General features: G+C 64.2%; 15 protein-coding genes and 1 tRNA gene. All 16 read right to left on the bottom strand.

Annotated features, from left to right (window positions below; genetic code table 11):
- A partial coding sequence (locus tag VLT15_01015; protein ID HSR43794.1) for a vWA domain-containing protein occupies nucleotides 1-767 on the bottom strand: 767 nt, incomplete at its 3' end.
- Nucleotides 768-832: 65 nt separating this feature from the next.
- Nucleotides 833-2,209 carry a CpaF family protein gene (locus VLT15_01010; protein HSR43793.1) on the bottom strand — a complete coding sequence of 459 codons (1,377 nt, stop codon included), beginning with the start codon at nucleotides 2,207-2,209 and terminating at the stop codon, nucleotides 833-835.
- 37 nt (nucleotides 2,210-2,246) lie between these two features.
- Nucleotides 2,247-3,443, bottom strand: coding sequence for an AAA family ATPase (locus VLT15_01005; GenBank protein ID HSR43792.1), 1,197 nt, complete (start codon nucleotides 3,441-3,443; stop codon nucleotides 2,247-2,249).
- Nucleotides 3,440-4,432, bottom strand: coding sequence for a Flp pilus assembly protein CpaB (gene cpaB / locus VLT15_01000; protein ID HSR43791.1), 993 nt, complete (start codon nucleotides 4,430-4,432; stop codon nucleotides 3,440-3,442). Before cpaB ends, VLT15_01005 begins: the two co-directional genes overlap by 4 nt.
- Before the next feature lie 217 nt (nucleotides 4,433-4,649).
- Nucleotides 4,650-6,275 carry a 30S ribosomal protein S1 gene (rpsA, locus tag VLT15_00995; GenBank protein HSR43790.1) on the bottom strand — a complete coding sequence of 542 codons (1,626 nt, stop codon included), beginning with the start codon at nucleotides 6,273-6,275 and terminating at the stop codon, nucleotides 4,650-4,652.
- A gap of 140 nt (nucleotides 6,276-6,415) precedes the next feature.
- Nucleotides 6,416-9,034: a DNA polymerase I gene (gene polA / locus VLT15_00990; GenBank protein ID HSR43789.1), complete on the bottom strand. Its 2,619-nt coding sequence runs from the start codon at nucleotides 9,032-9,034 to the stop codon at nucleotides 6,416-6,418.
- Nucleotides 9,035-9,043: 9 nt separating this feature from the next.
- Nucleotides 9,044-9,325, bottom strand: coding sequence for a hypothetical protein (locus VLT15_00985; protein HSR43788.1), 282 nt, complete (start codon nucleotides 9,323-9,325; stop codon nucleotides 9,044-9,046).
- Between the two features lie 33 nt (nucleotides 9,326-9,358).
- Nucleotides 9,359-9,442 (bottom strand) — tRNA-Leu (locus VLT15_00980).
- A gap of 227 nt (nucleotides 9,443-9,669) precedes the next feature.
- Nucleotides 9,670-10,467: a tryptophan synthase subunit alpha gene (gene trpA, locus VLT15_00975; protein ID HSR43787.1), complete on the bottom strand. Its 798-nt coding sequence runs from the start codon at nucleotides 10,465-10,467 to the stop codon at nucleotides 9,670-9,672.
- Nucleotides 10,464-11,633, bottom strand: coding sequence for a tryptophan synthase subunit beta (gene trpB / locus VLT15_00970; protein ID HSR43786.1), 1,170 nt, complete (start codon nucleotides 11,631-11,633; stop codon nucleotides 10,464-10,466). The genes trpA and trpB overlap by 4 nt, the downstream gene beginning before the upstream one ends.
- A complete protein-coding gene (locus VLT15_00965; GenBank protein HSR43785.1) occupies nucleotides 11,630-12,226 on the bottom strand; it encodes a phosphoribosylanthranilate isomerase in 597 nt (198 codons plus the stop codon). The genes trpB and VLT15_00965 overlap by 4 nt, the downstream gene beginning before the upstream one ends.
- Nucleotides 12,226-12,990 (bottom strand): indole-3-glycerol phosphate synthase TrpC, encoded by a 765-nt coding sequence (gene trpC / locus VLT15_00960; GenBank protein HSR43784.1) that lies wholly within the window; start codon nucleotides 12,988-12,990, stop codon nucleotides 12,226-12,228. Before trpC ends, VLT15_00965 begins: the two co-directional genes overlap by 1 nt.
- A gap of 6 nt (nucleotides 12,991-12,996) precedes the next feature.
- Nucleotides 12,997-14,451: a HAMP domain-containing sensor histidine kinase gene (locus VLT15_00955; GenBank protein ID HSR43783.1), complete on the bottom strand. Its 1,455-nt coding sequence runs from the start codon at nucleotides 14,449-14,451 to the stop codon at nucleotides 12,997-12,999.
- A 3-nt stretch (nucleotides 14,452-14,454) separates the two neighbouring features.
- Entirely contained in the window at nucleotides 14,455-15,129 is a 675-nt protein-coding gene (locus VLT15_00950; protein ID HSR43782.1) for a response regulator transcription factor, read from the bottom strand.
- A 92-nt stretch (nucleotides 15,130-15,221) separates the two neighbouring features.
- Nucleotides 15,222-16,175, bottom strand: a complete 954-nt coding sequence (locus VLT15_00945; protein HSR43781.1) for a glycine cleavage T C-terminal barrel domain-containing protein — start codon at nucleotides 16,173-16,175, stop codon at nucleotides 15,222-15,224.
- Nucleotides 16,168-17,634, bottom strand: a complete 1,467-nt coding sequence (gene trpE / locus VLT15_00940; GenBank protein HSR43780.1) for an anthranilate synthase component I — start codon at nucleotides 17,632-17,634, stop codon at nucleotides 16,168-16,170. Before trpE ends, VLT15_00945 begins: the two co-directional genes overlap by 8 nt.
- Nucleotides 17,635-17,702: the final 68 nt, after the last annotated feature.

Genomic DNA, 17,702 nt, shown 5'->3' with positions numbered 1-17,702 from the left:
ACGTCGCCCGGGCTCTTCGTCGAAGCGTTGAAACGAAGAACCAGCTTGTTGTCCAGTTCCCGCTGAATCTGGTCGTACAGGGTGTTCAGTTCGGTTGGGTCCGAGGTGGCGAGGTAGAGGCCGTCGGTAGCCGCAGTGAAGCTCTGCAACGGGCCCGGATCAAACGTCGGCGACTCGAGCCCGATGCCGAACACCCGCGGCGCATCCGGTGAACCAAGGACGGCGAGCACATCGTCCGCAACGGCTTCGGAACCGTCGTCGGCGCCATCGGTCAGGATGATCAGGTGCGGCTGCAACTCCGCCGCCTCTCCCTGATACATGTTCGCGGCGCGAATGACGCCGTCGTAGAGAGCGGTATTCCCGCCTGCTTCCAGGGTGCCGATCAGGCGGAGCAGCTCGGCCGGTTCGTTCCTGAAGGCAGAGAGAACGTTGACCTCGTCGCCGAAGGTGAGGAGGGCGATGAAGTCCTGGTCACGCTTGTTGCGGACGAAGTTGGATGCGGCCGCCTTTGCCGCATCGATCGGGTCGCCGGCCATGCTTCCGCTCACGTCGATGACCAGCACCACCCCAACCCGGACGGTCGACTCTGAAATGGACTCGACCTCGACGGTTTCAACGGGTTCACCGTTCTCGGTGACCACGATCTCGTCCGAGTCGAGACCTGTGATATTGCGGAACTCGACGACCATGGTGACGCGGCCGTCTTCGTCGTAACGGCCCACGTTGATGTCGAGGATGTCGACGGAGGCTTCCTGGTCTTGCGCCATCGCCGGAAGCCCGGCCGGTGCCAGGAGAACCGCAACGAGGCCGACGGCAAGAAGTCTCTTGATGGCTACCGTCCCATTGAGAACTGATCGGACCGGCGGGCGAACGGTTCGGGATCGAAGAGGTCGCCCGGCAGGCGGATGCCGATGTCGGAGAGCTGGTCGCTGAAGCTCGGCCGGATGCCCGTCGCCTTCAGGCGTCCCAGGTACTTGCCGTCCTCGTCAACGCCCATGCCGAAGTCGAACAAGAAGAGATCCTGAAGAGTGATGATGTCGCCCTCCATGCCCTCCACCTCGGTCACATGGGTCACACGACGGGTGCCGTCGCGCAGACGGGCGATGTGGACGATGAGGTCGACAGCCGAAGAAATCTGTTCGCGAATCGCCCGCACCGGCAAGTCGAAACCCGCCATTAGGACCATCGTCTCGATTCGGGACAGGGTGTCCCGCGGTGAGTTCGAGTGGACCGTGGTCAGCGACCCGTCGTGGCCGGTGTTCATGGCCTGCAACATGTCGAGCGCCTCGCCACCTCGAACCTCGCCGACGACGATGCGGTCCGGACGCATGCGCAACGAGTTCCGGACGAGGTCACGGATGGCGATCATGCCCTGACCTTCCAGGTTGGGAGGCCGGGACTCGAGGCTGAGCAGATGCTCCTGGTGGAGCTGCAGCTCGGCGGCGTCCTCGATGGTGACGATTCTCTCGGTTTCGGGAATGTAGGACGAAGCCACGTTGAGGGTGGTCGTCTTACCGGAGCCGGTACCGCCGCTGATGATGATGTTCAACCGACCCTCCACGCAGGCGCGCAGGAAGTCGGCCGTCTTCTGACTCAAGGACCCGAAACGAACCAGGTCTTCTTCCTGCAACGGGTCGACGGAGAACTTACGGATGGTGAGGAACGGTCCACCGATCGCCAGCGGGTGAATGACCGCGTTGACACGGGAACCGTCCGGTAGACGAGCGTCGACCAGCGGGGTCGCCTCATCCACCCGCCGGCCGACCTGGCCGACGATCTTGTCGATGATTCGACGCAGGTGGACATCGTCGACGAACCGCACGTCGGTGCGGGCGAGCTTGCCGTCGCGCTCCACGTAGACGCTGTGGGGACCGTTGACCATGACCTCGGTGACGTCCGGATCGTTGAGAAGGGGGTCGATCGGGCCGTAACCGAGAACATCGGATGCGATCTCATTGAGAAGCTGGGAACGGTCGGCGCTCGACAGCGGAACGCTCTCTTCTTGATCGACCGCCCATTCGAGCATCTCCATGACACGCAAACGCAGCTCCGCGTCACTCATCTGCCGGTCGTACAGCGTGGGGCCAAGCTCCTCCACGATGCGGAAATGCAGCTTGCCGCGCAACTCGCGGAAGGCGCTCTCGCGCTGCGAGTCGAACGTCACGCCCGTTTGCTTGGCAGCTGCGACTCTTTCAGACAGCGACGCCATGATCTAGATCCTCCTTGGGGGTGCGCAGATGATCACGCTATATCCATCGGCGCTTTGACGCCCGACTTGACTCGGATGTCGGCCCTGCCACCAGGTTGTATACGGTTTCGAAACCCTTGGCCACCTTGGACTTCGGAGCGCTCTCGACGACCGGACGGCCTTCGTTGACGGAAGCAGGGACGAGACCATCGGAAGGAACGCTCGCCGAGATCTTCATCTTCAATGACTTCTCGATCTCCTTCTCGTCCAAGCGCGCTTTGGCGTTGGACCGATTGAGAATCAGCTGGATCTTGGCCGAGGGGAACTTCAAGAGGCGCAGGGTCTCCAGTGCCAGCTTGGCGTTCTTGACGCTCGGCAGATCCATATCGACCACGAACAGGACCTCATCGGCTCGTTCGAGCAGCGAGAGAAGCAGCTCGTCGAGCAAGGAGGCCGTATCGACGATCACGTAATCGAACATGGTGCGCAGCCTGCCGAGGATCTCCACCATCGACGCCGTTGATATCTCGTCGGCGAATGCCGGCTCCAGCGGGGCGGCCAGGACACTCATCCCGGTGGGATGCTTCGTCAGCAGCGAATCCAGCAAGGCGTTGTCCAACCGGTGGATTTCCTGAGCGGCGTTGACCACGGTCAGTCTCGGCTCGAGCTGCAACACGAGACAAACGTCACCGAACTGAAGATCCGCGTCGACCACCACGACTCGCTTGGGGTCGTGGTTCTGGGCCAGCAACATGGCGAGGTTCGTCGCCATGACGGTCTTGCCGCTTCCACCCTTGGCCGACATGACCGTGATGATGCGCCCTTCACGGGGTCCGGTCGGCGCATACGGCTCCACCGCCCCGACCGCCGGCTTGCGCTGCGGGCGGCTCTCTACCTGATCGAGGATCTCCGCCAGTTTCGTTGCCGAAACCGGCGCCTCGATCACATCGGTGAGGCCGGCCCTGAGGGCGGCACGCAGCAGCGGGGCGGTAACGGTACCTGCCACCAGAACGAGCGAGATGTCGGGGTCGATTTCCTGCAGGAGCGTGGCAGCTTTGATCCCGGCCTCGTGTGCATGCGACGGCCCCAACAAGACGAGAGCAGTGTCCCCCGCTTCAACGGCGCGTTGCGCATCGGCCAGCGTGCGCGCGGTCGGAACGCGACCGTCGAACACCCGCTTTGCCTCGTCTAGGAACTCGTCGTCGTCATCGACGATGAGAATCCCGAATTGATCCCAGTCGTAGTCTGTTGTCATTCTTCTGCGAGCAACTCTTCCAGGTCGGCGAGGAACGGGAACAGCTTGGTCAGGAACCCGTATTCGGGTCCGAACAACTTCTCAACCGTCACGCCCTCGGTGGGCTGATCGGAGACCGCGATGAAGCTCGGCGGTACCAGCGTGAGCCAGACGGATCCGTTTTCTTGTGCAAAGACCATTCTCTCGGCCTGATCCGGTGTCAGTTCGAGGGTCAGAACGATGTTGCCGGGGGCCTGCTCGGCGGCGGGAGCAGCCTCGCCCTCCGCAGCAGTGGTCGGGGCGACTATCTCGACCGGAGCGTCCTCGTCCGGCTTCACTTCCTGACCGATCGCCAGCACCGGAAGGCCCTGCAGAACGTATCGGGTGAAGGCCTTCGTGACGGTATTCGTTTCAGTCACAGGAGTCGGTCCGGTCTCATCAGGCGTCGGCTGAACCTCGCCGATGACCAGTTCTTCCCCGACCGGGACTTCGAGTTCCAGGTCCATCGAGACGATCACATTGACACGGTCGCCGGGTTCGATGAAGCCGTACACGCCGCGCTCGGCGCTGACGAACACGGTGATCGCCTCTTTGCCCTCCGAGATGCGCCCGGCCAGGGGTTGGATCTCGGTTGTGATCTCAACCCACTGGTCGGTGGTCAGTACCTGACCACGGGAAATCGGACCCGCCGCAACACGGTTGCGCAGCGCGGCATTCAGTTGGTCGATGTTCCCGATAACCTTGTTGGCGTCCAGTGTTCCCGGGTCGCACGCTTCTTCCGGTTCACAGTAATTCACGGCTTCGATTTCTCTCAGCACATACCGTATCTGCTCCAGAACCGCACTTCCCTGAGTGCCCTCCGATAGATCATCCGCTGCTACAAAGACCTCGACGTACGCTCGGTCCTGTCTTGCTTCCTCTTCAACGTTGGAGAGGAAGTTGTACACGGCAAACGTGGCGACGGCTGCGAGCAGCAGCGCAACCACCAGTACGAGTGTCCGTCTACCCATTGAAGCTCCTTACATCGTGAGGTCTATCGAAGGGCATTGACCCCACCGTTATTTCAGTGAATGGGACAACGCGCGGCAACGCCGGGTTCGTAGGTACCGAACCGTTACCTAACACAGAATCCCCCTGTCGTCGCAGAGTCGTCATTACCCGGCCTCCCCGACGCCCACTATAAGTACCGAGGCTGCCACAGATCGTGAGATTGTCAAGCCGTGTTTTCTAGCGACGGCCTATCCCACGTTCTTTCAATTCTTGCAGGATAGCCTCAAGACTCGAATCTACGTTGAATGATCGTTCTTCGGTCGTCTCGGCCTCCCGCTCGAACTCGCGACGCTCGGGTGCGCGACGGCGCGGCTCCCGGGGCGGAGCGGCCGCCGGCTGCGGACGATCCTGCCAATCCGGCGAGGCCTGCTTGATGGAGAGGCTCACGCGACGGCGACTCTCGTCCATCTCGGTGACCTTGACTTTCACCGGCTGGCCGATTGAAAGCTCGAGCTCCGGGGACTCGACGCGGTGCGCGGCGATCTCCGAAACGTGCACGAGGCCTTCGACACCTTCGCCGACCGACACGAACGCTCCGAACGGAACGGTCTTCGTCACGTTTCCGTCGACAACCGATCCCACCTCGTGCTCTCTCGAGAAGGCTTCCCACGGGTCATCCTGGGTCTGCTTGACCGACAGGGAGATCCGCTCACGATCCAGATCGACCTCCAGTACCTTGATCATCACCTCGTCGCCGACCTTCACAACCTCGGAAGGATGGTTGACGTGCTGATAGGACAACTCGGAGACGTGCACGAGTCCGTCCATTCCCCCAAGGTCCACGAACGCACCGAAGTTGACGACCGACGAAACGACACCCGGCCGGATCTCGCCCACTGCCAGCTCATCGAGGAAAGCCTGGCGTTGCTCGGCCTGAGCTTCCTCGAGGAAGGCCCGGCGGGACAACACGACGTTGTTGCGATTCCGATCCAGTTCGATGACCTTCGCTTCGATGTCCTGACCTACGTACTGGTCGAGATCGCGCACCCGGCGCAACTCGACGAGCGAGGCCGGCAGGAATCCGCGTAGACCGATATCGACGATCAGACCGCCTTTGACGACCTCGATCACGGGACCGGTGACGGTGCCGCCCTCGTTGGTGATCGACTCGATGCGACCCCAGGCGCGCTCGTACTGGGCGCGCTTCTTGGAGAGGATGAGGCGACCTTCGTCGTCTTCTTTGTCGAGCACGACCGCTTCGATGCGCTCGCCCGGCGTAACCACCGCGGCGGGGTCCACGTTGTTGCGAATGGACAACTCGGATACCGGAATGACACCTTCGGACTTGTAGCCGATGTCGACGAGAACTTCGTTCTGATCGATGCTCACAACGGTGCCTTCGACGATATCGCCCTCGGAGAACTCGAGCACCGTGTGCTCCAGTGCGGCAATGAAGTCGTCGGCAATGTCGTCGGGCAGCTGACCGACGGTTTTGGCGACGATCGGAGTCGACTTCTTGACGATGGGTTCCTCGGCTTCGGGAGCCGTCTCGGCGACTTCCTCGACGACGGCCTCAACCGGGGCGTCTTCGGCCGCGGGCTCTGCGGGCGTCTCCTCCGCAGCGGTCTCCGCGACAGCCCCAACGGGGGCATCTTCGGTGACTGGCTCGGCAGGTGCCTCTTCAACGGCAGACTCGGTGACGGTTGATGCCGTCTCCTCCTCAGCTGCTTCGTCGGCGGCGTCTGGCGCCACGGGCTCATCGGTCGTCTGGTCGATTATGGCCGCCGGAGTTTCCGGTTCGAGGTCGGCCACCGCGTCGCTCGCCTCGTCGGCGATAGGCGCGGATTCGTTTTCGGTCGTCATGGGTGGTTGTGTTTCCTCCGAGAGAGATTGCTCCCGCGGCAAGATAGCGCGAGGCGAAAAGAGTGTATCACGGACAACTCGAGCGCCCTAGTCGAGATCCCCTGTCTGGCAATTAGTCCCAGGATTGTGCTCGCGCCGGCTCAACTCTTGCACTCCGCCAGATTGGACCCGCTCGACACATCCACCCGCAGCGGCACGGAGAGCTCAACGATGTTCTCCATCGTCGACACCATCAGTTCGGTGGCCGACTCGATCTCCTCGGGAGGTACTTCGAGGACCAACTCGTCGTGAATCTGCAGCAGCATGGCCGACTCCATCGCAGCCAGCCGGTCGTCGAGTTCCACCATTGCCTTCTTGATGATGTCGGCGGCCGCCCCCTGGATGGGAGCGTTCAACGCCATCCGCTCCCCCATCTGCCTGATGCGGAAATTATCGCTCTTGAGTTCGGGAAGGTAGCGGCGTCTGCCGAACATCGTCTCGGTGTACCCGAGCCGTTTGGCATCTGCGACGACCGAGTCCATGAAAGCCCGCACATCCGGGAACTGCGCGAAATAGGCGTCGATGTGTTCTGTGGCTTCATCCCGGCTGATTTCGAGACGGTCGGCCAGACCGAAGGCCTCCATCCCGTACAGCAACCCGAAGTTGATCGCCTTCGCCCGCCTCCTCAGCTCTTGCGGGACGTCCTCCAGATCTCGTTCGAAAACCCGTGCCGCGGTTGCGGTGTGAATGTCCAGGTTGTTCATGAACGCTTCGAGCAGGCCGGGATCGCCGCTGAGATGCGCCAGGATCCGGAGTTCGATCTGCGAGTAGTCCGCAACCACGAAGGTCCATCCCCGGCGGGGAACGAACGCCCGCCGGATCAGCATGCCGGATTCAGATCGCACGGGGATGTTCTGGAGATTGGGATTGTCGGAGGAGAGCCTGCCCGTTGCCGCCGCGATCTGATTGAACGAAGTGTGAATGCGTCCATCTGCGGCGATGAGCGGCAGATAGCCGTCGACATAGGTCGAGCGAAGCTTCTCGAGTTCCCGGTAGCGTAAGAGGTGCGCCACGATCGGATGCGCATCGGCGAGCTTCTTCAGCACCGAGGCATCGGTCGAGGGCGTTCCTTTGGCCGTCTTCTTCAGAACCGGCAACTCGAGTTGGTCGAACAGCACCTCGCGCAGCTGCAGCGTCGAATTGATGTTGAACGGGCCGCCTGCCTCCTCGTGAATGGAGACCTCGAGATCGGCGAGCTGCTTGCGCAGGTCGTTTCCCAGCTCCTCCAGGTATTCGCGGTCGATCCGGACGCCGCGTGCCTCCATGCGCGCCAGCACGCCGACCAGCGGCATCTCCACTTCGTCGAACAGGGAACGTTCGCTCCGTTCCTCGAGCTGCTCGATCAGCACGTCCGCCACCCGGCTCAGGGCCATCGCCCTCCGGCCGGCGCCCTCCAGGTCCGGGCCTCCGGAGAAATCGAATGCGCCCTGCACTACTCCCGGCTCCTCCTTGTCGGGCGACTCGACCTCGATACCGAGGAACTGATCCGCCAGATCCCGCAGATCGAAAGAGCGGGAAGTCGGATCACACAGGTAGGCGGCCAGGGCTGTGTCGACCTGGACACCCCTGACGGCGATGTCTCGGGCCATCATCTCCCGAACAAACCGTTTCCCGTCGTGGACGATCTTCGGCGCGCTCTCGTCGCTCAGAGCCTGGCTCCACTCCTCGATCCGGTCCACCGACAAGAACGCGGCCGTTCGATCGTCGACCACCACTGCGATGCCGGCGAGCTCGCCGCCGTCGTACAGCGGATCGAAGGCAATCCGGTCCAGGCCACGCAGCAGCGCGGCGATGCTGCCCCGGGGCGGAACGACGACCTCGACGTCCAGCGGCTCGACCACCGGCGCACCTTCGGGATGAACCACCATCAGCTCCTCGAGCAGCGAGCTGAACTCGAGGCTCTGGAAGAGTTCCTTCAAGCGCTCGATGTCCCAGTTCGTCCACTCGAGGGCGTCGGGGGACGAACCGGTCTCCAGATCCAGAACCAGCTGCATCAGGTGTTGATTGAGAAAGACCTGCTCCCTGGCGGCTTCCAGGTTGTCGCGCAGCTTCGGCGTCATTTCGTCGAGATGCTCATAGATGGCTGCGAGGGTGCCGTACGACGCGACCAGGCGTGAGGCAGTCTTCTCCCCCACACCGGGCACACCCGGCAGATTGTCAGACGGATCGCCGCGGAGCGCCGCATAATCCACATACTGGGAAGGGCCTATCCCGTATTTCTCCCTCACCCAATCGGCATCCGCCATCACGATGTCCGAGATTCCCCGGCGTGTGTAGACGACCTTCACACGTTCGTCGACCAACTGGAAAGCGTCACGGTCGCCTGTGACTATCAGAACGTCCCACCCCCGACCGGCCGCAGACTTCGCCACGCTGCCGATGATGTCGTCTGCTTCGTAACCCGGCATACGGAACTGGGTGATCCCCAGCGCGTCGAGGACCTCATCGATCAGGGGCAGTTGACTGCGAAAACTGTCCGGCGCCCTGTCGCGCTGCGCCTTGTATTCCGGATACTCCTCGGTACGGAACGTCTGCCTGCCGGTGTCCCAGGCAACGGCCAAACCATCCACCGCGTGGTCTTTGAGCAACCGGACCAGCATCCTGGCGAAACCGTAGACGGAGTTGGTGACTTGACCCGACCGCGTGGCAAGGTCGTCGGGAAGCGCGTAGAACGCCCGGTAGGCCAGACTATGGCCGTCGAGAAGTGCGAGGGTCGGCATGAACCATGATCATAGGTCCCGGAGCTTGTCGAAGAGTTTCCGCCGCTTCTCCTCCAGCCTCGCCCTGCGGGCCCGTACCTCTTCGACCGCCCGCTCGAATCTGGCCACGTCGGCGCCGGTCTGCCTCGCCAGCGCCCGGTCCTCCGGATGATCTGAGACGAGGGCGTCGCGTTGTGCGTCGTCGTTGATATGGCGGTGGAACTGGAGTTCCTCGAACACTCGCTCCTCTTCCCCGACGAGTTCGGCGAGTTGCTCGTTGATCTGAAAGATTCTCTGTTCGATGCGGGACATCAGGACTCGCTTGGCGGCGATCACGCGGGCTAGTGCCGGGGGCGGGACTTGAACCCGCACGGACCAAGGTCCAATGGATTTTGAGTCCATCGCGTCTGCCAATTTCGCCACCCCGGCTCGGCGTGCAGTGTAGAGCACGCGCGGGCACAACCCGCCACTTCAGCCGTGGCGCCGGTCCACCCGCAAGACGGGAATAGGAGTATCCTGAAAGGGCAACGGTCACCCGGATCCTGGATCGATCTTCGCCGCATCCCCCCACTCCCCACTCCCGGCTGGAACGGTCCAAGTTTCAGACGGGTGACCGTTGCGAACCGGTCGCGAGTTCCTCGTCGCGAGTCGCGAGTTCAGAGCACTTCCCTGAATGCGGCCACTGCCGCGGACAGCGAGTTTGCTGCTTCTTTCGGGCCGGTTGCTTCCAATACCCGGCGCACCAGGGCGGAGCCCACGATGACCCCGTCGGCGATCCCGGCGATGGCCGCCGCGTGCGCAGGGGTGGAGATACCGACCCCCATCACCAGCGGTGTCCTGGTTAGTGCTCTCACCCGATGGGCTAGATCGGCGGCCCGGCTGCTGGCCTCCACGCGTTCGCCGGTTACGCCCACCTCGGCAACTCCGTAGATGAGGGCAGGATCGGCATCGACGATAAGACGCAACCGGGCGTCGGTGGTCGTCGGCGCGGCGAACAGCACCATGCCCAGACCGGCGCGCTCCACTGCGCTCTTGACGAAGCCGGCTTCTTCCAGCGGGAGGTCGGCCACGATCACCCCGCTCACACCGTGATCGGCGGCGCGGCGCGCGAACTCATCCGGACCCGCCTGCGCGATCACGTTCGCATAGGTCATGACCATCACCGGCAATCCGGTGCGGGCCACGACCCGACCGGCGATTTCCAGGCCTTCGCTGAGGCCGACACCCGCCGCGAGAGCCCGGGCTCCGCCCTCCTGGATGGTCGGCCCGTCCATCAGCGGATCCGAGTACGGAATCCCCACCTCGAAGCCGTCGGCCCCGGCCGCTGCCATCGCCTCGAACATGTCGACGGCGTGACCCGGATCGGGCAATCCGGCCGTCATGAAGGGAAGCAGCGCAGTTCCGCGCCGCGCCCGGGTGGCGGCGAACATTGAACTGAGTCTTTCGGCGCTCACGCCGTCACCTCTGCAATCTGCTGTACGTCCTTGTCGCCGCGGCCCGAGAGATTGACGAGGACGGTTTTGCCCGTCAGCTGGGCAGCCGCCTTCTCAATCCAGGCGATGGCGTGCGCCGATTCGAGTGCGGGGATGATTCCTTCGGTCTGGGCCAGTAACCGAACGCCGGCCAGCGACTCCTCGTCGGTGATCGAAACGTAGCGAGCGATGCCGAGCTCCTGGAAGTAGGCGTGCTCGGGGCCGACCCCGGGATAGTCGAGTCCTGCCGAAATCGAGTGTGCTTCCTGCACCTGGCCGTCGGAGTCCTGCAATAGAAAGGTCCGGGTCCCGTGGATGATGCCCGGCGAACCTTCGGTCAGTGAAGCGCCGTGGCGGCCGGTGGCGATACCTTCGCCTGCTGCCTCCACCCCGACGAGCTCGACGCCCATGCCGGCGAACGGGTAGAACATGCCGATGGCGTTCGAACCGCCCCCGACGCAGGCAACCACCACGTCCGGAAGCTGATCGCCCAGCTGCTCGAGGGACTCGTCGCCGATGATCCGCTGGAACTCTCGAACCATCCACGGGAACGGATGCGGCCCAACCACTGACCCGATCACGTAATGGGTGCTCTCCACGGTGCCCACCCAGTCGCGCATAGCCTCATTGACGGCGTCTTTGAGCGTGCCGGCGCCGCTGGTCACCGCGGTGACCCTGGTTCCGAGCATCTCCATGCGGTAGACGTTGAGGGCCTGCCTCTCGATGTCCTTCTCGCCCATGAAGACCTCACACTCCAGTCCGAGAAGCGCCGCCGCGGTGGCGGTGGCCACACCGTGCTGCCCGGCACCCGTCTCGGCGATGATGCGGGGTTTTCCCATTCTTTGGGCCAGAAGCGCCTGTCCGAGAGCATTGTTTATCTTGTGAGCACCGGTGTGCGCCAGATCCTCGCGCTTGAGCAGGATCCGCACCCCCAACCGGGCACTGAGGCGCTGCGCCTCGAAAATCGGGGTCGGCCTGCCGACGAAGTCCCGGAGCAAACGGTCGAGCTCATCCCTGAACGCCCGGTCCGACCATGCGGACTCAAAAGCCTTCTCGAGTTCTTCGAGGGCCGGCATCAACGTCTCCGGAGCGAACCGTCCTCCGAACTCGCCAAATCGGCCTCGGTCGTCGGGTCGTTCCAGTTTCATTTCTTCTTGGCCTCCCTCACGAACTCTCTGATGAGTTCGGGATCTTTCACACCGGGCGCAGACTCTAGGCCGGATGAGGCGTCAACACCCCACGGTGAAACCCGGGCGATCGCCCCGGCGACGTTCTCGGAGTTCAATCCCCCGGCTAGTACGAAGTCGCGGTCGGCAGGCCCGATCAGGTCCCAATCGAAAGACGACCCGGAGCCACCGTGACGGTTCGGTTCAAACGTGTCGAGCAGCGGAATCCGGCCGGCCGGGACCTCACCGAGGTCGACCCGGGACCGAACCCGCACCGGATGGAGAACGAGTAGACCCTCGGAGATCGCGGCACTTCCGGCATCTGCGGAATGGAGGCCGTGTGGTTGCACGCCGGTTGCCCCGGTAGCCGCAACCCATCTCATCAACTGCTCGGGCCGCGCATCGACGGTGACGAGCACCCGCTGAACGGTGAGGCCCTCCCCGAGCCTGCGGGCCGTCTCGGGCGACACCCGGCGCGGCGATTCGGCCAGAACGAAGCCGACGGCATCGGCGCCGGCCTCCACCGCCGCCTCGACATCCGCGGCGCGGCTCAATCCGCATATCTTCACCCACATCAGCCGGCCGCCGTCAGGAATCGGCCGATCAACGCGGCGGGGTCGGCGGACCGGACGAGGCTCTCCCCCACCAGCACTGCGTCGTATCCGGCCTGTGCCATTCTCCTCACATCGGCCGGAGTGTGAATCCCGCTCTCGGCGACGCGAATCGACGGGCCCTCGATCCGGGAAGCCAGCCTCTCGGCAGTGGCCAGATCGACCTCAAACGTAGTGAGGTCGCGGTTGTTCACCCCGATGATCCCGGCCCCGGCGGCGACCGCCCGGGCGGCTTCCTCCGCAGAATGAACCTCCACCAGGGCGGGCAAGCGGGCCTCGTGCGCCTCGGCGAGCAGCCCGCCCAGCGTCCGGTCGTCGAGAATCGCGACGATCAGCAGAACCGCGTCGGCTCCCATCGCCGCCGACTCCCAGATCTGCGAGGGATGAACGATGAAGTCCTTCCTCAGCACCGGCAGCGCCGTCGACAGCCGTACAGCCTCGAGGTCGGCCGGCGATCCGCCGAAGTGGTCTTGCTCGGTCAGGACCGAGATAGCGGCAGCGCCTCCCTGCTCGTAGATGGCCGCCTGCCGGGCGGGGTCCAGACCGGCGTTCAGAGTGCCCCGCGATGGTGAACGGCGCTTGACCTCGGCAATGACGGAGATGCCCGGCGCGGAGAGTGCGGCCGCGAACCCGCGGTCGGAAACCCGGGCCGCCGCCCGATGAGCGTCGGTCTGTGAAATGACCTCGGGGAGCCGCCCGTGCACTGCGGCAACGATCTTGTCGAGCATTAGGGTCTACATCGTAGAGGCAGGTGGGGAGGACACCGGCAGCACCACGGTTATCGTCGTGCCGGCCTCACCCGGATCGGTCCCGGCTTCTATGGAGCCGCCCATGGCTTCGACGATCTCTTTGACTATCGACAATCCGAGCCCTGAGCCCTCGGGACGCACCCGGCGATACTTCCTGGCCACGTAGAACTTCTCGAAGATGTGCGGCAGGTCTTCAGCATGGATCCCGGCACCCGTGTCGACGACCTCCAACCGCACCGTTGCGGTATCGACTGCCAGGCGAACGATGACCCGGCCGGCTTCCGGTGTGTACCTGAGGGCGTTCTCAATGAGATTGACGGTGATCTGATCCAGCCGATCGGGATCGATATCGACGATGCCCGATCCAGCCGGCTCGTACCGGAGGTTCAGGTGCGCCGCCTCGGCACGTGCTCGAAAGGTCTCGATGGTCTCACCCAGGTGCGCCACCACATCAACCGGTTCCCCACGAATCGAGAACTCCCGTGACTCGAGCCTGGCCAGCAGCATGAGATCCTCGATCAGCCGCCTGAGCCGGCCCGTTTCCCGGTCGAGCACTCCGGCGATCCGGTTGATCTCGGCAGGATCGACCTCCCCTTCCGCCAGTACCTCGACGTACCCGGACACCGTGGTGAGCGGGGTGCGGAGGTCGTGCCCGACGCTCATCAGGAAGTCGCGTTCACGTTGCCGCGTCGCCTCCAGTTCGTCCGCCATCTGATTGAACGAAGTCGCCACATCGGCAATCTCATCCGCTCCGTCGACCCGGGCGCGCGCCCCTGGATTACCGGCCGCCAGCTCGCCGGCCGCTTGCCGGAGGTCCGCCAGACGCTTGACCAGCCAGTTCGACATACGGCCGGCCGCCACCGCCGCCACGCCGGCCGCGACCAGCAACGGCAGGATCATCTGCCGGGCTATGGAGCCGAGCTCGAGGACGTCGGACTGTCGAATCATCACCACCGCGAGGACGCTCCCCGTTCGGCCTATTTCGGCGACCGACCGGGCGACCACCTCCACGACGGCCCCGCCTTCGAGATCGGCAACTCGATCTGCCATGACTCCTCCGGACAGGACCGAACCGAAGTCGAATTGTCGAACCACCGCGGCCGGGAGAGAGTTTCCGATGATGCGCTCGTCTGCCGCCACCGCCACCAGGCGCACGTCTGCTTCGGGTCCGGCTACCCGGCCGGCCTCGAACAGCAGGCGGCGCACCGTGGGCGCCGACCCTTCGGCGAGTAGCTCACGGGTCCTGGCGGTACTCAGGTCCACTCCGTCGGCAACGAGGGCGTCCTGGACCAGTCCGGCGATCTGGGAGATCTGCCGTTCCATCTCCGAGCGGGTTTGCGCGCGCACCACCGACAACGTGATCAGGGCCCCGACCAGAGAGACGATCAACAGGGTCGTGGCGACCGCACCGAGGAGCGACCAGAAGAATCGTCGGCGCATGCCTCAGCCTGCCTCGACCCGGTAGCCGACTCCCCAGACCGTCTCGATCGGTATCCCGTCCAGCTTCTTGCGCAGCTGCCGGATGTGAACGTCCACAGTGCGGGTCTCGCCGAAATAGTCGTAACCCCACACCGCCGCCAGGATCTGCGCCCGCGACAGGACCATCCCCTTGTGGTCGGCCAGATACCAGAGCAAGTCAAACTCCCTGGCGGTGGGACGAACCGGATCGCCTTGGGGAGGCCTCACCTCGCGCCGGCCGCCGTCGATCTCCCAGCCGGCCACCTCGATGAAACGGCGATCATCGGTGCGGCCCTGGGACCGGCGCAGAACCGCCTTGACCCTCGCCACGAGCTCTCTTGCAGAAAACGGCTTCGTGACATAGTCATCCGCTCCGATCTCCAGGCCCACGATCTTGTCGATCTCGGTGTCCCTGGCCGTCAGCATGATGACCGGGATCTCCGACTTCGCCCTGATACGCCGGCAGATCTCCACGCCGTCCATTCCCGGGAGATTGAGATCGAGCAACACGACGAGAGGCTCGAGCCTCTCGAGTCTCCGAAGCCCGTCCTCGCCGGTCAGCTCATGGACGACACGCAAGCCCTCGCGTTCGAACACCGTGGTGAGCATCTCCCCGATGCTCTCCTCGTCCTCGATCAGCAGGACCGAACCTTTGTTCATGATTCTCCATCCTCGCGTCGCACACAGAGGTCCGCGCGCCTTTCCGAACCCGGTTCGGCCCACCATCGTGGTCAGGGTTTGTTCGAAAAGGATCAGAGAACGGTGAAATCATCGAGCGGCAGTGCCCGGACGATGGCTTGGACTGCTCCACCATGCCACCGGACGTCGACGGCGTCCCCCGGTTCGATCTCGCGCCTCACCAGGGCCAGAGCAACGGGTGCGCGCAGCGTGAGGGACTCGGCGACCGATCCGACCACACCGACCTCCCGATCGCCGGCGAAGACTCCGGCCTGCGGAGGCGGCAGCACGTTTTCGCCCACCACCAACCCGCGCAAATAGCGGTTGACATGACCGCGACTGTCGATGCGGGCCACCAGTTCTTGACCCAGGTAGCAACCTTTGGTGAACGAGACGCTGTCGGCCACCAGCCCCGACTCCTGCGGTATCGTCGACTCGTCGACGTCCTGACCCATCTTCGGCTCGCCCGCCTCGATGCGCACGGCCGTTGCGGCGAGATGACCGCAGCGGAGGGCGCCGTGTTCGACCAGGGCTGCCGGGTCCAGTCCCGCGCAGATGAAGCGGTCCAGGCCGCCGAGCGGGGCACGGGCAACCCATCCATCTTCCGTCTCGCGCCATCCTTCCCCGGGGGCCCGGCCTGCGGCTCTCAAGACACCCGCCGACGAAGGACCGAGCAGCTCGAACACCGGGCGTTCCTCGAGTTCGATCTCGACGTCGACCCGGATCCGGTAGCGCAGAAGGTCGGCCCTCACCGTCTCCGCTGTTCCGGTGTCCGTGATCAGAACGACCTCCTCCTCCCCGATCAGAACCCACAGCAGGGCCCGCAACTTGCCCTGCGGGCTCAACAGGAAAGACCGCACAATCGAACCGGACGGCGCTGTGAGGTCCTGGCTGAGAAGACTCTGAAGGAACGTGATTGCGTCCGGGCCGTGTACGCGTACTGCTTCGTGCCGGCCGGCGACGAGTCCGGCCGCCCCGCGGATCGCCAGGTACTCCCCGGTCACGTCCCCGAAGGAAGCTTCAGACATGCGCGGCTCCAGCGATGGCGGCCAGCGCGGCCGCTGCCTTGTTCATCGTCTCATCGTATTCTGCCGCCGGATCGCTGTCGGCGACCAGACCCGCTCCGGCCTGCACCCAGGCCTTGCCGTCGGCCGCGACCACGGTTCTCAGGCAAATGGCGGTGTCGATGTTCCCGGAGAAGTCGATGTAGCCGACTGCGCCGGCATACGGCCCTCTGGTCACGGGTTCGAGCTCGTCGATGATCTCCATCGCACGGACTTTCGGCGCCCCGGAAACCGTGCCGTGCGGGAAGGTTGCGCGCAGGACGTCGACCGGGCCGATACCGGGCCGCAACCTCCCGGAGACCCCGGATACGATATGCATGACGTGCGAGTAACGCTCGATCACCATCAGATCGTCGACCTGCACAGTCCCGTACTCGCACACCCGGCCGACGTCGTTGCGGGCGAGATCGATGAGCATCACATGCTCGGCGCGCTCTTTCGGGTCGGCCAGAAGTTCCTCTGCAAGTCGCTCGTCTTCGGCCTGCGTATCCCCGCGCGGCCGGGTGCCGGCAATCGGGCGTGAATAGACGACACCGTCGCGCACTCTGGTCATCAACTCGGGGGACGAGCCGATCACCGTGACCTCCGGGTGCTTGTGATAGAACAAGAAGGGCGAAGGGTTGATCATTCGCAGCGCCCTGTAGACAGAGAAGGTATCGCCGGTGAACGGCACTTCGAGTCGCTGACTGATGACGATCTGGAAGGCATCCCCGCTGAAGATGTATTCCTTGGCTCGATGCACTGCCCGTTCGAACTGATCCCGTTCGAGCGTCGATCCGGCCGCCGGCACGGCGGCCTCCCAGCCGGCAGACCGGGGTTCGTAGAGGAACGGCCGGCCGAGTCTGGCAGCGGCATCCTCCAGATCGGCGACGGCCCGGTCGTACTGCCCGGCCGGATCGTCACCGACGAACACGTTGCGAACCAGGGTGATGCGCTGTGCCAGCCGGTCGAAGGCGGCGAGCGACCCGACGAACTGCCACATCATCTCCGGCAGCCGGCGGTCGTCCGGCGGCCGATTCGGGAGATGTTCCACATAGCGAACCGCGTCGTAGCCGAGCCACCCGACTGCCCCGGTGTGGAGGGGAGGCAGCCCTTCGTAGTGGGCGGCGGTCAACCTGGAGATCAACCCCTCGAGAACCTCCAGCGGGTTGCCGTCGGGCAGCTCAACCTCCGGGTCGTCGAGGCTGGAGACTCCGTCGCGGGCGGTCAGGGTGTACTCGGCGTTCCACCCGACGAAAGACCAGCGTGCCCAGTTCTCGCCTCCCTCGACAGACTCGAGGAGGAACCCCGGATCGTCCCCGACCAGCTTCTCGTAGGCGGTGACGGCCGTTTCGCGGTCGGCCAGAACCTGCATCGACACCGGAACGACCCCGTGGCCGGCTGCGAGGTCGAGAAAGGTGGAGCGATCGGGGACAACGGGCATGGATCGGAGGGTACTAGCGGAGCAGCGATTCGGGGCACGGAAGGTGAAGCTCCCGACCGGACCCCGGC

Source organism: Acidimicrobiia bacterium, assembly GCA_035471805.1.
Classification (GTDB): domain Bacteria; phylum Actinomycetota; class Acidimicrobiia; order Spongiisociales; family JAHEDJ01; genus JAHEDJ01.
The sequence above is the reverse complement of the archived record's forward strand: the minus strand, read 5'-3'. Positions and strand labels throughout refer to the sequence as shown.